The organism is Streptomyces sp. NPDC055955, assembly GCF_042270245.1.
Lineage (GTDB): Bacteria > Actinomycetota > Actinomycetes > Streptomycetales > Streptomycetaceae > Streptomyces.
Window position 1 is genome coordinate 129,446 of record NZ_JBHJYS010000023.1, and the last position, 15,082, is coordinate 144,527.

General features: G+C 70.3%; 14 protein-coding genes and 1 pseudogene. 6 read left to right on the forward strand and 9 right to left on the reverse strand.

The genetic code is table 11. The features are described from left to right. Nucleotides 1-26: 26 nt before the first annotated feature. Nucleotides 27-638: a TetR/AcrR family transcriptional regulator gene (locus ACFC96_RS35690; protein ID WP_376616183.1), complete on the forward strand. Its 612-nt coding sequence runs from the start codon at nt 27-29 to the stop codon at nt 636-638. A gap of 323 nt (nt 639-961) precedes the next feature. Further along, nucleotides 962-1,606, forward strand: a complete 645-nt coding sequence (locus ACFC96_RS35695) for a dihydrofolate reductase family protein (RefSeq protein ID WP_376616185.1) — start codon at nt 962-964, stop codon at nt 1,604-1,606. Between the two features lie 367 nt (nt 1,607-1,973). Here ACFC96_RS35695 and ACFC96_RS35700 read toward each other — a convergent pair whose 3' ends face one another. Continuing rightward, complete coding sequence (locus ACFC96_RS35700) at nt 1,974-2,363, reverse strand: hypothetical protein (RefSeq protein ID WP_376616187.1); 390 nt, start codon at nt 2,361-2,363, stop codon at nt 1,974-1,976. 70 nt (nt 2,364-2,433) lie between these two features. Here ACFC96_RS35700 and ACFC96_RS35705 point away from each other — a divergent pair. Further along, a pseudogene (locus ACFC96_RS35705) lies at nt 2,434-2,655 on the forward strand (IS982 family transposase); the annotation flags it as partial. A 414-nt stretch (nt 2,656-3,069) separates the two neighbouring features. Here ACFC96_RS35705 and ACFC96_RS35710 read toward each other — a convergent pair. The 6 genes from ACFC96_RS35710 to ACFC96_RS35735 form a co-directional block, all read right to left on the reverse strand. Beyond that, nucleotides 3,070-3,999 (reverse strand): NAD(P)H-binding protein, encoded by a 930-nt coding sequence (locus ACFC96_RS35710; protein WP_376616189.1) that lies wholly within the window; start codon nt 3,997-3,999, stop codon nt 3,070-3,072. A gap of 152 nt (nt 4,000-4,151) precedes the next feature. After that, nucleotides 4,152-4,466 (reverse strand): hypothetical protein, encoded by a 315-nt coding sequence (locus ACFC96_RS35715; RefSeq protein ID WP_376616190.1) that lies wholly within the window; start codon nt 4,464-4,466, stop codon nt 4,152-4,154. A 308-nt stretch (nt 4,467-4,774) separates the two neighbouring features. Then, nucleotides 4,775-6,202 (reverse strand): Nramp family divalent metal transporter, encoded by a 1,428-nt coding sequence (locus ACFC96_RS35720; protein ID WP_376616192.1) that lies wholly within the window; start codon nt 6,200-6,202, stop codon nt 4,775-4,777. 216 nt (nt 6,203-6,418) lie between these two features. Next, nucleotides 6,419-7,372 (reverse strand): phosphoglycerate dehydrogenase, encoded by a 954-nt coding sequence (locus ACFC96_RS35725; protein WP_376616194.1) that lies wholly within the window; start codon nt 7,370-7,372, stop codon nt 6,419-6,421. Then, complete coding sequence (locus ACFC96_RS35730) at nt 7,372-8,157, reverse strand: aldolase/citrate lyase family protein (protein WP_340457369.1); 786 nt, start codon at nt 8,155-8,157, stop codon at nt 7,372-7,374. Before ACFC96_RS35730 ends, ACFC96_RS35725 begins: the two co-directional genes overlap by 1 nt. 31 nt (nt 8,158-8,188) lie before the next feature. Next, complete coding sequence (locus ACFC96_RS35735; protein ID WP_376616196.1) at nt 8,189-9,169, reverse strand: aldo/keto reductase; 981 nt, start codon at nt 9,167-9,169, stop codon at nt 8,189-8,191. 431 nt (nt 9,170-9,600) lie between these two features. Between ACFC96_RS35735 and ACFC96_RS35740 the strand changes: the two genes are divergently transcribed. The 3 genes from ACFC96_RS35740 to ACFC96_RS35750 are packed head-to-tail and all read left to right on the forward strand — an operon-like array spanning nt 9,601 to nt 12,734. Continuing rightward, nucleotides 9,601-10,848, forward strand: a complete 1,248-nt coding sequence (locus ACFC96_RS35740) for a four-carbon acid sugar kinase family protein (RefSeq protein WP_376616198.1) — start codon at nt 9,601-9,603, stop codon at nt 10,846-10,848. A 38-nt stretch (nt 10,849-10,886) separates the two neighbouring features. Then, nucleotides 10,887-11,900, forward strand: a complete 1,014-nt coding sequence (gene pdxA / locus ACFC96_RS35745) for a 4-hydroxythreonine-4-phosphate dehydrogenase PdxA (RefSeq protein ID WP_376616200.1) — start codon at nt 10,887-10,889, stop codon at nt 11,898-11,900. 51 nt (nt 11,901-11,951) lie between these two features. Further along, nucleotides 11,952-12,734, forward strand: a complete 783-nt coding sequence (locus ACFC96_RS35750; protein ID WP_376616202.1) for a DeoR/GlpR family DNA-binding transcription regulator — start codon at nt 11,952-11,954, stop codon at nt 12,732-12,734. A 329-nt stretch (nt 12,735-13,063) separates the two neighbouring features. On the opposite strand, the gene ACFC96_RS35755 is transcribed toward ACFC96_RS35750, so the two are convergent. Both ACFC96_RS35755 and ACFC96_RS35760 read right to left on the reverse strand, forming a co-directional pair. Further along, the gene (locus ACFC96_RS35755) at nt 13,064-13,537 is read right to left on the reverse strand and encodes an NUDIX hydrolase (RefSeq protein ID WP_376616204.1); all 474 of its coding nucleotides are present in this window, start codon (nt 13,535-13,537) and stop codon (nt 13,064-13,066) included. 347 nt (nt 13,538-13,884) lie between these two features. Then, nucleotides 13,885-14,865, reverse strand: a complete 981-nt coding sequence (locus ACFC96_RS35760) for a hypothetical protein (RefSeq protein WP_376616206.1) — start codon at nt 14,863-14,865, stop codon at nt 13,885-13,887. Nucleotides 14,866-15,082 lie beyond the last annotated feature (217 nt).

A 15,082-nucleotide genomic window follows, 5' to 3' on the forward strand; every position in this document is an offset into this window, starting at 1 on the left:
CCTAGATTCGGCGTAATGTGCTGAGCATGCCCACCGCCAAGAGCAGCTCGTACCATCACGGCGATCTGCGCCACGCCGTCCTGACCGCGGCCCTCGACGTGATCGCCGCCGAGGGTCCGGGCACCCTGAGCCTGCGCGATCTCGCCCGTCGCGCCGGCGTCTCCCACGCGGCCCCCGCCCATCACTTCAAGGACCGCACGGGCCTGCTCACCGCGATCGCCGCGGAGGGCTTTGAACTGCTGGCGGACGCCCTCGCCGACGCAGCCGATCTGCGCGAACGCGGGGTGCGCTATGTCCGGTTCGGGGTCGAGCACCCCGCACACTTCCAGGTCATGTTCCGCCCAGACCTGCTGCGCGGTGACGACGCCGCCCTGCTCGCCGCCCGCACCCGGGCCGGGGCCGAACTGCAGGCCGGGGTCGCCGAGGTACCGGCAGGCGGGCGCGGCGAGGACACCCGGCTCGCGGGAATCGCCGCCTGGTCGCTCGCCCACGGGTTCACCACTCTCCTGCTGGGCGAGAACCTGCGGGAGCCGGTGGCCGAGCGGGATCCGGAGGACGTGTTCCGGGCACTGGCCGAGCTATTGTTCTCCAGCAATCGGGAATACGAGAATAGAAGTGATGTTCCCCGTGACTGGTGACAATCCGCCGCAAGAACACCAATCTGCCCTCTCGTCATGAACAGAACCTTGAGATGATCGTTCGCGCTGCCCTTCCCTTGGGGTGGACGCCGGGCCGCGGGCGGGCTTCGTTCGGCGGGTGACCATCACACGTGGGTTGTCTGTCCGCCGGCCTTCACGGTGAGCCAGGCAGCGTTCCACGGCCACCCGGCCAGCAAGGCTGCCACCTGACACGCTCGGGAAAAAGATTGAGGACAGCTGTCGATCCGCCCACGTCCCGTTCGACGTCATGATGTGCGGCGCTTCGCCGGACGACGACGCGACAGGAACTGACGAGGAAACACGTGGATCAACTGCTGAGAGTCATGAACTTCAACGTCTCGAGTGAGGGAATCGGTGCCGGTGAGCACCAGAGTCTCGAGCGGCCGTTCGGCTGTGACCATCCCGAGAGGCTGTTCGCCTGGGCCGGAGCCACGGCGAGCTGGCCCATGCGCACAGATCCCGGGGGGAGCCGGGGTCTCGACGACTACTTCACGCGGGACTTCGCGCGCAACATCGGCGCCGAGATCATGGGCCGTAACAAGTTCGGGCCCCAGCGCGGGCCCTGGACGGACCATGAGTGGCGCGGCTGGTGGGGTGAGGAGCCCCCGTTCCATACTCCGGTGTTCGTCATGACTCACCACACGCGTCCGTCGTTCACGCTCTCGGACACCACGTTCCACTTCGTCGACAGCGTTGCGGCCACGGTCCTCGAGCGGGCGCGGGAAGCGGCGCAGGGCAAGGACGTCCGGCTCGGCGGCGGGGTCACCACCATCCGGCAGTTCCTCGACGCCGACCTCGTCGACACCATGCATGTGGCGGTCTCGCCGGTGAAGCTCGGGTCCGGACTGCGCCTTTGGGAGTCCCCCGATGAGCTGCTCGACCGGTTCCACCTGGAGGTCGTGCCCAGCCCGAGCGGCGTGACGCACCACCTGTTCTGGCGAAGGTGACGCAAGAGCCCACCCGGAGCCGGCTGAAAAGGCCGGCCAGGCACCCAACGAGGACCAGCCGTTCAACTGATTCGCCCTGACCAGGACTTCAAGGACGGATTCCGGCACCCTCAAAGCTCGTCTCGACGGCCCGCAGCCCTCCCATCACAGGCTGTGGGCCGTCGTCCCCACGAAGTTCAGCAAAGCCAACAGAAGCGACCGAAGCAGCGACGCTTAGGCCACCACGCTCTGCGCGTAGCCGCTGTGCCCTAGATGATCAATTCCAAGGGATGCCTGCGGCGGATGTGGGGTGGGCGGCGGCCGAAGCCACCGCGAGACGGTCAGGCGGCGGGCTGCCGGCCCTGGTTGTCGAGGTGGCAGCGGGCGGTCAGGCGCCAGGGTCGACTTCGGGGTGCGTGAACCGCACGGGCTTGCCCAGCGACCGGGCGTAGGCGATTTCGGCTCGGGTGCTGTCTCCGATGTAGTCGCCGACTACGAGCACCTCATCAGCGAGCCGGATCTTCGCCCGGTGCAGATCGTCGAGTCGAACCTTCAGCGCCTCGGCCTCGACAGGATCGGACCAAAGTTCGTGCGGCGACTTCATGTCACAGCCCGGCTTGACGACAATCTTTCCGGCTTTGGTCTCCCGCAGATCGGCGTCGTTCATCTCGGTCATGAAGCGGGTGGAGCCGCAGATCACGACGATACGCGGGAGGCTCAACAGCTGCTTCGCGTCGGCGAGCTTCTCCTCGGGGGTGGGCAGTTGCGGGTAGGGCACTGGTTCCTCCTGGTGGTGTGGTCCAAGGGGTGCCTGCGGAGACGAGAACGAGGGTGCCCAAGATCGTTTTGTGACGAACGACGTGGACACCCTCGCGACAGGACTCTATGCGACGACCGACGACATGCTGAAGGAGCATCCCGACCTGGCGCCGCGGCGCCCGCCGGTCGGCATCACGCCCCGCCTGAGCGATGCCGAACTGGTCACCCTCGCCACGATGCAGGCCATACTCGGCCACACCTCCGAGGCCAGATGGCTCCGCCATGCTCGTGCCCACCTGCGCCGCCTCTTTGGGCCTCACACCGACAACCGACGCCCGTCGGACTCCTGCCGACTACTCCTGCTCCACGCCCACATCGCACAGGTCTGCACGCGACCGCGAGAACGCCCGCAAGCGACCCTTAAAGATCATGATGAACGACCGTGAGACCCCGCTTCCCAGGCGCCTGTAGGCGTGGGGCGCGCCGCGCCGCCTCGACGTGCCGGGCATCGCTCTCAGGCATCTGCGACAGTCTCAACTAACGTGCAGGTCCCAGATCAGGCGCTCGCGCCTCCCGCAAAACGGCACCTCAAGACTGTCTCAGGACATCTGCAGGACCACACGTCGACGTCGCGCGGCTACCGCAGCATCGATGAGACCTCACAGCCGATCCGCCCTGGCAGCCCTGCCCGGCCGACCTCGGCGGTACCCGGACGGCAAGCGGCTTCAGGGAGTGAACAGCTCGGGGTTCTTGCGGACGAAATCGGCTACTCCTGCGGCGGACCGCCCGGTTACCTCCGTCATCCCGTCTGCCTGGCGGTCGTAGCGGCCGGCCACGTGGAGGCGAGCCATGGTGGAGATGTGCTGGAGAACATGGTCCGGCAGTCCCAGCACCCCGAGATCGTCGTCGAGCCATTCCTGCAACGGAACGTCGGTGTAGCCGACCGTGCGGTGCAAAGCATGGGAAATCTCCGTGGCCAAGGCCGTGATGTCCTGCGATCGGGGACCGGTCAGCTCATAGGTCCGGCCGATGTGCCCGGCCGGATTGGCCAGAATCTCCTCGACGACCGCGGCAACGTCACCGGCCGCGATCGGGGAGGTCTTCGCCTTGCCGAAGGGCCACCTGATGGTGCCGTCCTTGGCGATCGAGGAGAACACGGCCTGGTAGAGCGGGTTCTCCATGAAGACGGTGGGCCTGACCTGGACCACGGGCAGGCCTGACCAGTCGAGGACCTGCTCGACCAGCCACTGCTGACGATGCTGATGCGAATCGGAGCCGCTGGTGGCGTCCATCTCGGAGACGGTCAGCTGCGACATGTTCACGAACGCCTCCAGCCTTCCGTAGGCGCGCGCGACCGCCGCCGTGGTCACGGCGGCCAGCAGATACTGCGCCGACACGGCCATGCCGAAATACATGCGCCCGCAACCGTCGAGGGCGTCGGCGACATCACGGGCACGCGTCAGATCTCCGACCACGACTTCGGCACCCGTCGCGCGCAGCGCCTGGGCACGGTCGTCATCCCGGTGCACCAGAGCACGGACCTGAAGGCCCCGGCGCCGTAGACCTTCTACCACGGTCCTGCCGACGGCCCCGACGCTGCCCGCAGCACCGGTCACCAGGATGGGCTGCATGCCTGTGTCCGGGCTGTAGTCCATGGGGGCAGCCTGCGGCCCGCATCGCCAGGGCGCAACCGGGGTGACGTCCAGGCCCGGCGAAGAGATCGGCATGCGTCCAAAGCCTGACCTGCCGGCCCATCCCCTCGCCCGCCGCCGCTTCCGGGTACACGGGGTAAGCGACAGCCCCGCAATCAGCGACTTGGAGCGCGGCTCATAGCGTGCCGGAGGTTGTCGACCACTCCGGCGTGGCCGCACCCGGTGATGATGACAAGTCCCTGGCCGCGCACGTTGATGACGAGTGCCTGGTCGTCGATGGCGGCGGGTCGTGCCGCCCGCCGGCCGTTTCCGTCCCAGGCTTGGTGTGCCTGCGGCATGCCGTGCTCGAACTCGGTGACGCGGTCCACCTCGCCGGTGATCAGGATGCCACCGGTCAGCGGCGACGGCTGCTGCCGCTCGATCACCTCGAACCCTTCGCGTTCCAGGGCACCCCGTGACAGCGTGGGCATCTCCGGACTCTGGCCGCCAGACCGTCCACCCGGCGGGTCCAGACTACCGGGTGGACGGTCAGCGGCAGGTCGGAGCGCCCGCGCAGCCGGGCCAGGCCGTCGAAGCCGACCCTGGTCACCGTCCAAAGCGGGAACGCGAGCAACATGCTCCTGTTCGATACCGGTGCGTGGCCGGACGGGCCGGCGGTGAACGGCGGGCGCCTTGGCATCGATGTCGGCGGTCTGCAGGGCGTCGTGTTCAGCGCCGGCACTGGAAGGCCTCGCGGTGTCCGGCCGCTGCGAGGCCTGGCTGTGCCTCGCCGCCGTGTTCAGCTGCCGGACGTGAGCCCCAGCGTGTCGAGGACCGCGTACACCCCGAGGAAGAGAATGGCCGCGCTGCTCAGGACGAGGGCGGCGGTCAGCCAGGGGTTGGCCCGGAAGCGGGGCGGGACGCCGGTGTAGCGCAGACGCCAGACCGCGACCACGACCGCGAGCAGGAAGATGCCGCCGCCGATGCCGCCGATCTGCACCATCAGGACCGGGGACTGGACCCACAGGAAGAAGCACATCCACACCGGGGGCAGGCAGCAGGTGAGGATGCGGATGGTGCGGGTGCGTGAGCGCAGATCGTGCCAGTTCACCACGCCGAGCAGGCCGAGGGTGTTGGTCCACAGGCGCGGGACGCTGGCCGACGAGGCGACGGTGACCGAGAAGAGGACGGCGATCGCGCCGGCCAGGAACAGGTACTCCGCCCAGGGGCCCAGCGTGTCGGTGTAGATGTGCGACAGCGTGGTGATCATGTCATTGCCCTCGGGCACCAGGCCCTGCGGGTGGAGTACCGAGGCGCCGATGACGTAGAAGGACAGGGTGCAGACGGTGCACACGATCCAGGAGACACCCACGTCGAGCCGCATGACCTTGAGCCAGCCCTCGGCCCGCTGCGCGCGCTGCTCCGTACCGTCGTCCGGACCGGTCCAGCGGGCGTAGCCCTTCTCCAGACACCAGTAGGTGTACGTCGTCATCTCGTCGGCGCCGACGCCGGTGATGCCGAACATGGCGAGCGCGATGCCGACCGTGCCCGCGGGGATCTGGAAGCTCAGTCCGCCGGCGAGCTGCTCGGTGCCGTACCCGAAGGCGGTGAACGGCAGGGCGAGGGCCAGGCCGAAGGTGATGACCGTCTTGAGCGTGATGCCGATGACCTCGACCCGCTCGACGACGTGGTACTTGCCCGTCTGGAGGATGAGGACGGCGGCACCGGTGACGATGAGCGCCCAGATGGTCAAGGAGGACGTGCTGAGCGATGCGCCGTGGATCGGCAGGAGGATCGAGCAGGCCGCCGCGGTACCGCCTATGATGCCGCCGCGCTGGAACATCTTGGCGAAGTCCATGCCGATCCAGAGCCAGTTGATCCAGCTCAGCCGGCCGATCCGGGGGCCGACGTCACGGAAGCCGTCGAGGGCGGGGCGTCCGTTGAGGATGGTCCAGCGGGCCAGTTCCATCTGGACCCACACCTTGACCGCGGTGGAGATGATCACCAGCCACAGCAGGGCGAAGCCGGCCTTCGCGCCGAGCGAGGTGGTGGTGATCAGTTCACCGGAGCCGACGACTGCGGCGGACAGCACGAGTCCGGGGCCGAGTTGGCGCAGTCGGCCGCTGAAGGAGTCGGGGGCCGGGCGGACGTCTTCGGCGCGCAGTGCGTACGGGTCGGTCTGCGCGGAGGGGGGCGCCGCCGTGGCGCCGTCGGTCGAGGTGGCCATGTCAGGTCCTTGGGGGATCCTCCGGCGTCGTCGCCGGAATCCGGAATGGGGACAGGGTCGTGCCGTGGTGCCTAGGTGCGAGGAGAGCCGAGGTGTCGTGGTGCCAAGGTGCAAGGAGGGTCGAGGTGTCGTGGTGCCTAGGTGCGAGGAGAGCCGAGGTGTCGCGGTGTCTAGGTGCGAGGGGCCGAGGTGTCGTGGTGCGGGGTGCTCTGTGTTTCAACGTGCCTGGTGGCGCGGCTCGTTGCCCGTCAGTACGCGGACGACGTCCTCGGCCACCATCGCGCCCATGGCCTGGTTGGCCTCGGGCGTGCAGGCGGCCATGTGCGAGGTGAGGAGCGTGCGCGGAGCCTCGCGCAGCGGGTGGTCGGCGGGCAGCGGCTCGGTGCTGAACGCGTCGAGGGCCGCGGCCCCGAGGTGCCCGGAGCCGAGCAGGTCGGCCAGCGCGCGTTCGTCGACGAGGCCGCCGCGTGCGGCGTTGACCAGGACCGAGCCTTGCTTCATCGCCGTCAGACGGGCCCGGTCGAGCAGCGCGGTGCCGGACGGGTCGGGCGGGGCGTGCAGGCTGACGGCGTCGGCCCGCGCCAACAGGGCTTCGAGCGCGACCGGTTCGGCGCCGTGCGCGCGGATGTCAGAGTCCGGGACGTACGGGTCGTGGGCGAGCAGTTCCATCCCGAAGGCGCGCGCGTAGCCGGCCAGCAGACGGCCGATGCGGCCGAAGCCGACGATGCCCAGCGTCTTGCCGTGCAGTTCGGGGCCGAACAGCTTGGGCCAGCCACCCGCCGCCACCGCGGTGTGCGAGGCGGCGAGGGAGCGGGTCGCGCAGAGCAGCAGGCCGAAGGTGTACTCGGCCACGGCACGCGAGTTGCTGCCCGGCGCGCACACGACCGGAATCCCTCGCGCGTGGGCGGCGGCCACGTCGATGGTGTCGACGCCGACGCCGTGCTTGGCGATCACCTTGAGGCGGGGCGCGGCGTCCATCACCTCGGCGGTGATCACGTCCATGCCGACGATCAACGCGTCTGCGTCGGGTGCGTGCCCGAGGAGTTCGGAGGCGGGCAGCGCCGCGCCGTCGGACGGTCGCAGGGGACCGGCTCCGGCCTCTTCCAGGATCTGCCAGGGGCGCGTCGAGTGCCGGGCGAAGGTGGGCGTCGTGATGAGCGTGGTCGGCATCAGCGCGCGCCGCCGCGCGCCGCGTCCAGGTGGGACGTGGCGATCTGCTGCAGGTGTACGACGTCGGCCGCCACCGTCGCGAACGTGAAGCCCTCGGCCAGGCGGCGGGCGGCGCTCGCGCCGTCGGCGTTGTGGATGCCGGCCGCGATGCCTGCCGCCTCGGCCGCCTTGCGGATGCGAGTGAGGGCCTGCTCGAACTCGTCCTGCACGGACGGGTCGGTGGAGGACGCGCCGCCGATGGCCAGGCGCAGGTCGGAGGGGCCGACGTAGATGCCGTCGAGGCCGGGGGTCGCGCAGATCTCCTCCACATGGGCCAGGCCGTCGGCCGTCTCGATCATCGCGAGGACGGCGGTCTGCTCGTGCGTGTCGGCCGGGTTCGGGCCGATGCGCAGCTGGGCTCGCATCGGGCCGTACGAGCGGCGGCCCAGTGGTGGATAGCGGACGGCGGAGACGGCGTCGGCGGCGTCCTGCGCGTTGTCGATCAGCGGGACGATCACGGCGGTCGCGCCCGCGTCGAGAGCCTTTCCGATGTACGTGAGGTCGTTGGCCTCGACGCGCACCATGCCGACGGCGGTGCTGCCCTTGGTGTCGGTGGCCAGGAGGTTGTTCAGCATGCCCTGGTAGCCGAAGAGTCCGTGCTGGGCGTCGAAGGCCAGGTAGTCGTAGCCGACGCGGGCGAGGCGCTCGGCGGCGATCGGTGAGTCGAGCAACGACCAGTAGCCGATGAGCTGTTCGCGGTTGCGCAGGGCGGTGGTGAACTCGGCAGAAGTGCGGCCGGTGGCCATGGTGTTGTCTCCGTTACGAGAGGGGGCGAGGTCAGCGGTTGTAGGCGGGCATCGGGCCGCGCAGGCGGGCGCCGACCTCGTCGCACGCGGCCAGGACGTCCGTGGGCAGCGGGCCGGCGGCTGCGGCGGCGATGTTGGCCTTCAGGTGGTCGACCTTGGAGCCACCGAGCAGCAGCGCGTCGGTGGAGGGCCGTGACAGCAGCCAGCGCAGGGCCAGGTCGGTCAGCGGCAGGCCCGCGTCGGAGGCGATGCGGGTGAGATCGGTGACGGCGCAGAACAGATCCTCGTTCCAGTACCGCTCGCGGTACATCGCGGCCAGCTTCGAGTCGCCGAAGCGCCCGCCGTCCGGGGCCTGTTCGAAGCTGTGGCGGCCGGTGAGCAGACCGCCGCCGAGCGGGTTGTAGACCATCGTGCGCAGGCCGGTCGCGGCGGCGTACTCCACATACTCCTCTTCGATGCGGCGTGCGAGGAGATTGTGGAGCTGCTGTGCCACGACCGGGCGGGGGGCGCCGACCTCGTCGGCCACGCGGCTGAGCTCGGCGATCTGCCAGGCGGCGAAGTTGGAGACGCCGAGGGCGAGGACCTTGCCCGCCTGTACGAACTCGGCCACGGTGGCCAGGGTTTCGGCGAGCGGCGTCCTGCGGTCCGGCTGGTGCAGGTAGAAGAGGTCGACATGGTCGGTGCCCAGGCGCTTGAGGCTTCCTTCGAGCGCGGTGCGCAGGCCCTCGGCGGAGAGCGGCGCGTGCTCGCCCTGGTCGGGATGCGGGATGCCGGCCTTGGTGGCGAGCACCACCCGGTCGCGTCGGCCGGGCAGCAGCTCGGCGAGGATGCGCTCGCTCTCGCCGCCCGCGTAGCCGTTGGCGGTGTCCACTCCGGTGATGCCCGCGTCGAGCGCGGCGTCCAGCATCGCGGCAGCCGTCGCGCGGTCCGCGGTGTCGCCGAAGGTCATCGTGCCGAGGACGAGGGGGGACAACAGGACAGGGACGTGCGGGAGTTCAAGGCCGACGGTCACGGCGGGTTCCTTCCGAAGCGGGTGGTGCGGGTGACGCAAGTGGTGCGGGTCGGGCGGTCTCGTGCTCGTACGCGATCTCATGCGTGATGTGCGCATCGCGGGTGGTGTGCCGTGCGGCCGCGCGGATGCGCTCGGTTGCCGTGGTGGCTCCGGGATCGCCGTGGTGGCTCCCGGCGGTGCGCCGCACTGCGGCCGAGTGCGGTGCGATGGCCTGCTTTGTGCGGTGCGAGTCGGTGCGCGCCGTGCTGGGTGAGCCGAGTACGCGTCGGGTTCACGAGGGCGACGCGGTCCGTGGGTGAGGGCCGCCGGCGCCACCGAACGCTCGCACGACTGCGTGAATCACGCAAGAGGTCTCGCGCAGTTCGCGCAACCTGTGCCATGATCCGGACCGGGCCGCCCAACGCCGGGCGCGCCCAAGGAGGTTCGATCCCGTGGCTTCCCTGCCCCCACGCCCGTCCGTTCCGCCGTCCGCGCCGGTGCCCCGACTGCCGCACGTCCTCGCGCTCGCGGACGACCTGTCCGGCGCGGCCGAGACCGCCTGCGCGCTCGGCGGCCCCGTCCGTCTGTCGCTCGCTGCCGCAGACGTGGCCGAGAGCCCTGCCACGCACGACCTTGTCGTGGACCTGGACACCCGGCACCTGCCGACCGCCGAAGCGGCGTGCGCCGTGCGGACGGCGCTGCGCGCGGCGCAGGCCGGCCCGCCTCGTCTGCTGTACAAGAAGGTCGACTCACAGCTGCGCGGCCACCTCGCCGCCGAGGCCGCCGCCTACGCCGAAGGAGCCGAGGCCGTCGTCGTCGCCCCCGCGCTGCCCGCGGCCGGGCGCACCGTGACGGGCGGTGTGGTGCACGTGAACGGCGTTCCGCTGCACCGCACCGACGGCTGGCGTGCGGAACGCGCGGCCGCGCCCCGCTCACTGCCCGAGGCGCTGTCCGGTCTGCCGGTCCGCGCGGTCCCGCTCGACGTCGTACGCTCCGAACCCGCCGCACTGGAAGCGGAGTTCCGGCGGATCGCCGCATCCGGCGCGCACCCCGTTCCGGACGCCGAGACCGACGCCGACCTGGCTGCCGTGGCCGCGGCAGCGCTGCGGCTCGGCTCCGGATTCCGACTCCTGGGCAGCGGAGGTCTGGCGCTCGCGCTCGGGCGCGCGATGGCGCGTCCCGCCGCCCCTCCCCCACCCGCGCCCGCCCGGGACCGCACGCCGCTGCTCTTCGTCGTAGGGACCGCCGAGCCCGCAGCCGTTGCGCAGATCGCGCACCTCACCGCGCTCGGCGCGCACCATGTGCCGCTGGACCCGGCCGACTTGGCGGCAGGCACGGTCAGCCTGCCGCGTACCCCCGCCGTTCCCGCACTGACCGTGCTGTCCATCGACGGTTCGGCAGGACTGCGCCCCGGCGCGGGGCGAGCCCTCAGTGCCGCCCTGGCCGCACTCACCTCCGCGTACCCGGGCCACCCCGACCTCGTCCTGACCGGCGGCGAGACCGCTCGCACCACCCTGGACGCCCTGGGCACAAGGGAGTTGGAGCCGCTCGGCGAGATCCACCACGGCGCGGTCCACTCCCGCACCCCCGACGGCCGCCGCGTCGTCACCCGCCCCGGCAGCTACGGCGGCGAGGACTCGCTGCTGCGCATCGCTGCCGCGCTACGGCCCCACCTGACCGCCGTTTCGGCAGCCACCTGAACCCTTCACCGCCCACCTCCCCGCTAGGAGTTGTTCTTATGAGCGCCCCCCTCCCCCTCATCGCCGTCACCATGGGCGACGGTGCCGGTGTCGGCCCCGAGGTCGTCGTCGCGGCCCTGCTCGACGACGCGGTCCTGACCCGCTGCAGTCCCGTCGTCATCGGCGACGCCCAGCGGCTGCGCGAGGCCGCCCGCATCCTCGGTCTGGAGTGTGAGATCGCCCCCGTCGACCACCCGCGCGACGCCGAGTTCACACCCGGCCGCGTCAACGTCGTCGACCTCGGCCTACTCTCCGCCGACCTGCCCTGGGGCAAGCTGTCGCCAGTCGCGGGCGACGCCGCCTACGCCTACGTCGCGCGCGCCGCCGAACTCGCCGTGGCAGGAGACGTGCACGCCATCTGCACCGCCCCGCTCAACAAGGAGGCCCTGCACGCCGCGGGCCACATCTACCCCGGCCACACCGAACTCCTCGCCCACCTGACCGGGACCGAAGAGGTCTCGATGATGCTCTCCACGGAGAAGGTGAAGGTCATCCATGTCACCACGCACATCGGCCTGATCGACGCCGTCAACCGCATCGAGCCGGGCCTCGTCGAGCGCACGGTCCGCCGGGGCCACGAGGCGATGGTGCGCGCCGGCACCCCCAACCCCGTCATCGGCGTCTGCGGCATCAACCCGCACGCGGGCGAGAACGGCCTGTTCGGCTACGGCGAGGAGGACGAGAAGATCGTCCCGGCCCTGGAGAAGCTCCGCGCCGAGGGCGTCGACGCCCGGGGTCCGCTCCCCGCCGACACCGCCTTCTTCCTCGCCTCACGCGGCGACTACGACCTGATCGTCGCGATGTACCACGACCAGGGCCACGGCCCGGTCAAGGTGCTGGGCATCGAGGCAGGTGTCAACCTCACCGTGGGACTGCCCGTCATCCGCACGTCCGTCGACCACGGCACCGCGTTCGACATCGCCGGAACGGGCGCGGCGGAGGCCGGTAGCATGGTCGAGGCGCTGCGCCAGGCCGCCGAGATGGCGACGGCGCCCATCGCTCCGGCGGCCTGAACCGCCGTCCCCTGCACCGCCGTTACCACCGCACCGTAGAGGACTCCGTAGATGCCGCCGACCACATCCCAGGCACGACGCGACCGCATCGTCCGCCTCGCCACCACCACCGGCCTCGCCAGCGTCGAGGAACTCTCGCAGCTCTTCGACGTCACCCCCTCGACCATCCGCCGCGACCTCGCCCGCCTCACCACAGAGGGCCGCCTCGCGCGCACCTACGGCGGCGCGATGGCACTGTCCGCACACCCCGAAGCGTCACTGCGGCAGCGCACCGGTGAGGCGTACGAGGAGAAGCGGGCCATCGCACAATGGGCCGCCCGGCAGGTCGAGCCGGGCGAGACGCTCCTCCTCGACGCCGGCACCACGGTGGGCGCCCTGGCCCACGAGCTGCGCAGCGCCAAGGAATTGACGATCGCGACCACGGGCCTGACGGCCCTGCACGCCCTCGCAGACGCGGACGGCGTACAGGTCGATTGCCTCGGAGGCACGCTCCGCCCGCTCAGCCAGGGCTTCGTCGGCCCGCTCACGGAGGCCGCGCTCGAGCACTTGTCCTTCGACCGGGTCTTCCTCGGCGCCGACGGCGTCACCGTCGACCGCGGCATCTGCGAGGCGGAGCTGCGCCAGACCCGTCTCAAGGAACTGATGGCGCGCCGCGCCGACCGGGTCTACGTGCTGGCCCATGGCGCCAAGCTGGGGCGCGCGCCGTTCCACGCGTGGGCGAAGCTGAGGAAGGAGTGGACCCTGGTCACGGACGCTTCGGCACCCGCCGCAGAGATCCGCGCCTTCGAGGCAAGTGGCGTACGTGTCGAGATCGCCCCGCCCGCGGGGACGTGACGGGGCGGGAGTCGCCGAACTCGACGCGCCTGTCCGCTGTGCCCCTGGGCCCCGCACGGATCCGCGACACTCGGCGCCTCGGACGTCCAAGTCCCCGGGCGCCACAACGCCGGCCGCCAGCACGCGATCAGCCCAGGACGAGCGCCACTTTCTACAGAGGCCGGAGCCAATACCTGAAGGCGTTCGGGCAGCTGCACCGTCAGGCGGCGTACGTCGCGGACGCGCGAGCACCGACCGTGAAGGCCATGGACGCGCTCGGTGACCGGTCGACGCAGAAACGCACAGCTCCCCTCACACGGCCGCACATGGCCATGTGAGGGGAGCCGTCCTCAATGCCGGATCAGGCCGCCTACCGGGACAGGATCGACGTGGCCGGTAGCCGGAACGGTCTGCGCCAGGGAAAGGCCGATGTCGAGCAGCGAAGAGCGTTCGAGGCGAGCGACATTGGCGATGGGAGTCCAGACCGACTCTGCGGTTTCGCCGTTCGGCTCAGGTCGGAGTTGACCACCGGTGATGCGGATCTGGTAGAAGATGCCCACATTCTGGAGCTCGGGTCGGCCGGGCAAACGGCGCTCCGCCGCAGGGATCACCCTTGAATCAACTCCAAGCAGGCGTTCAACCACAGCGTCCAAGCCGGTTTCCTCGGCGACCTCGCGGACGACCGCGTCGAACGGGTCTTCCGCATGCTCAACCCTGCCGCCCGGAAGAGTCCAGGTCTTCTCGCCGTCCGGTTTCACGGCATGAGCAAGCAGGACACACCCGGCCTCGATGCACACGGCGTACGCCGCCAGTCGCAAATCCATCCTGGGAGGCTACTGAACTTGATCGGTTGATGTCGGTGCCGTTCGCCTGACGGCGGCTCCAGAGGCTCAGTCCCTCAGGCCACTCACACTTCGATCGACCCATCGAGATGGCAGTGGCGCCGGGCGGACGGCGACACCACCTCATCGACTCCCGCTTCTTCACGCTGTCCCAGTGGACTGAAACAGCTCACAGCGTCGTCGCTCTGACGGCCCATCGCCTGTTCTTAGACCTCACCAGCCTCAATAACCCTGGCACCCCACTGGACTCCTGAACAGGAGACCGCACTCGCTCAAGGCGACATACAAGGTCAGCGCTTCACCTGGGGCGGGGAGGCCGCGAAGCCGGATCAGGCGCGCAGGGTGACGCCGAAACGGGTCCTCATCCGCCGCAGTTCCCAGAGCGCGACAGCGGTCACCGACAGCGGCCCGCCCAGCGTGGAGCAGAACTGGACGATGGGCGGACCTCCCGGCAAGCCGTCGCCGATCAGGCTGAAGGCCGCGAACACCCACACCAGCGTCAGAGTGAGGACGGGTGGCAGCATCGGGTGGACCTGGGCGCTGTTGAAGGCGCTGCGTGCCGCGTACAGCGACGCCATGAAGAAGAAGGGAAGGCCCCACACGAACACGATCAACGAGGCGACGGCCAGTACGTACTCCCACCAGTCCTTCCCGTCGTCGGCGTTGACGGTCAGGGCTGTCGGGACGAGGACTCCGCCGATGACGACCAACGTCAGCACGTACCAGCCGACCGCCTTCAGCGGAGCGCGCAGCCGGGAGCGCAGATGCGGCCGCAGGTGCGGGGGCGCGTAGTAGATGAATCCGATGATGACCAGGGGCGCGGCGATGATCAGCACGAACGGGGCGATGATGAGTTGGGCGGCTCCGCCCCACGCCGCGTCCTCCCAGCGGTTCGGGTCCACGTTGTAGGCGAGGATCAGGGCGATGGTGGCGGCGGCACCGAGCACCGTGCGGGCCAGCTGGACGCGGTCCACGGTGCGGTCCTCGATCCGGCCCTCACCCTCCTGCGCGAAGAGCCTGGTGGCGGCGCGGTGCGCGGAGCGCAGGATCGCGCCGACGAGCCCGAAGGGAGAGCCGAACGACAGGCAGCCGCGACGGCGCCGGGCGGCGGGCCTCGGGGGCTGGGGGCCGTAGGGGTACGGGTTCGGGTACGGAGGCTGGTTCGGATACGGGCCCGGATTCGGCGGTGGGGGACCGTACGGGCCGCCCTGCGGTGGTCCGTAGGGCGCGCCCCAGCCGCCCTGGCCTCCCGGTCCGTTGCCGCCAGGCTGACCCGGGCCGTTTCCCGGCCCCCATCCCCCCGTAGCCATGCCACTCCCCGTTCACTTTCGGCCAGTTACTGTGTGTGTCCCGTGGTGTCACGGCGCAGTGTAATGGCACATCGGGTGGCAGAGAACGTGCTCGTTGCCGGTCGTGCCGCCTTGCCCCCGCCGCACCACGTATGTGCATACCCGTCAGCGCTCCGGCGAAGCGCCGAGCCCGGCCAGGGCACCGACCGGACCGAGGTCGAAGGTGCCGCTGCGCCGC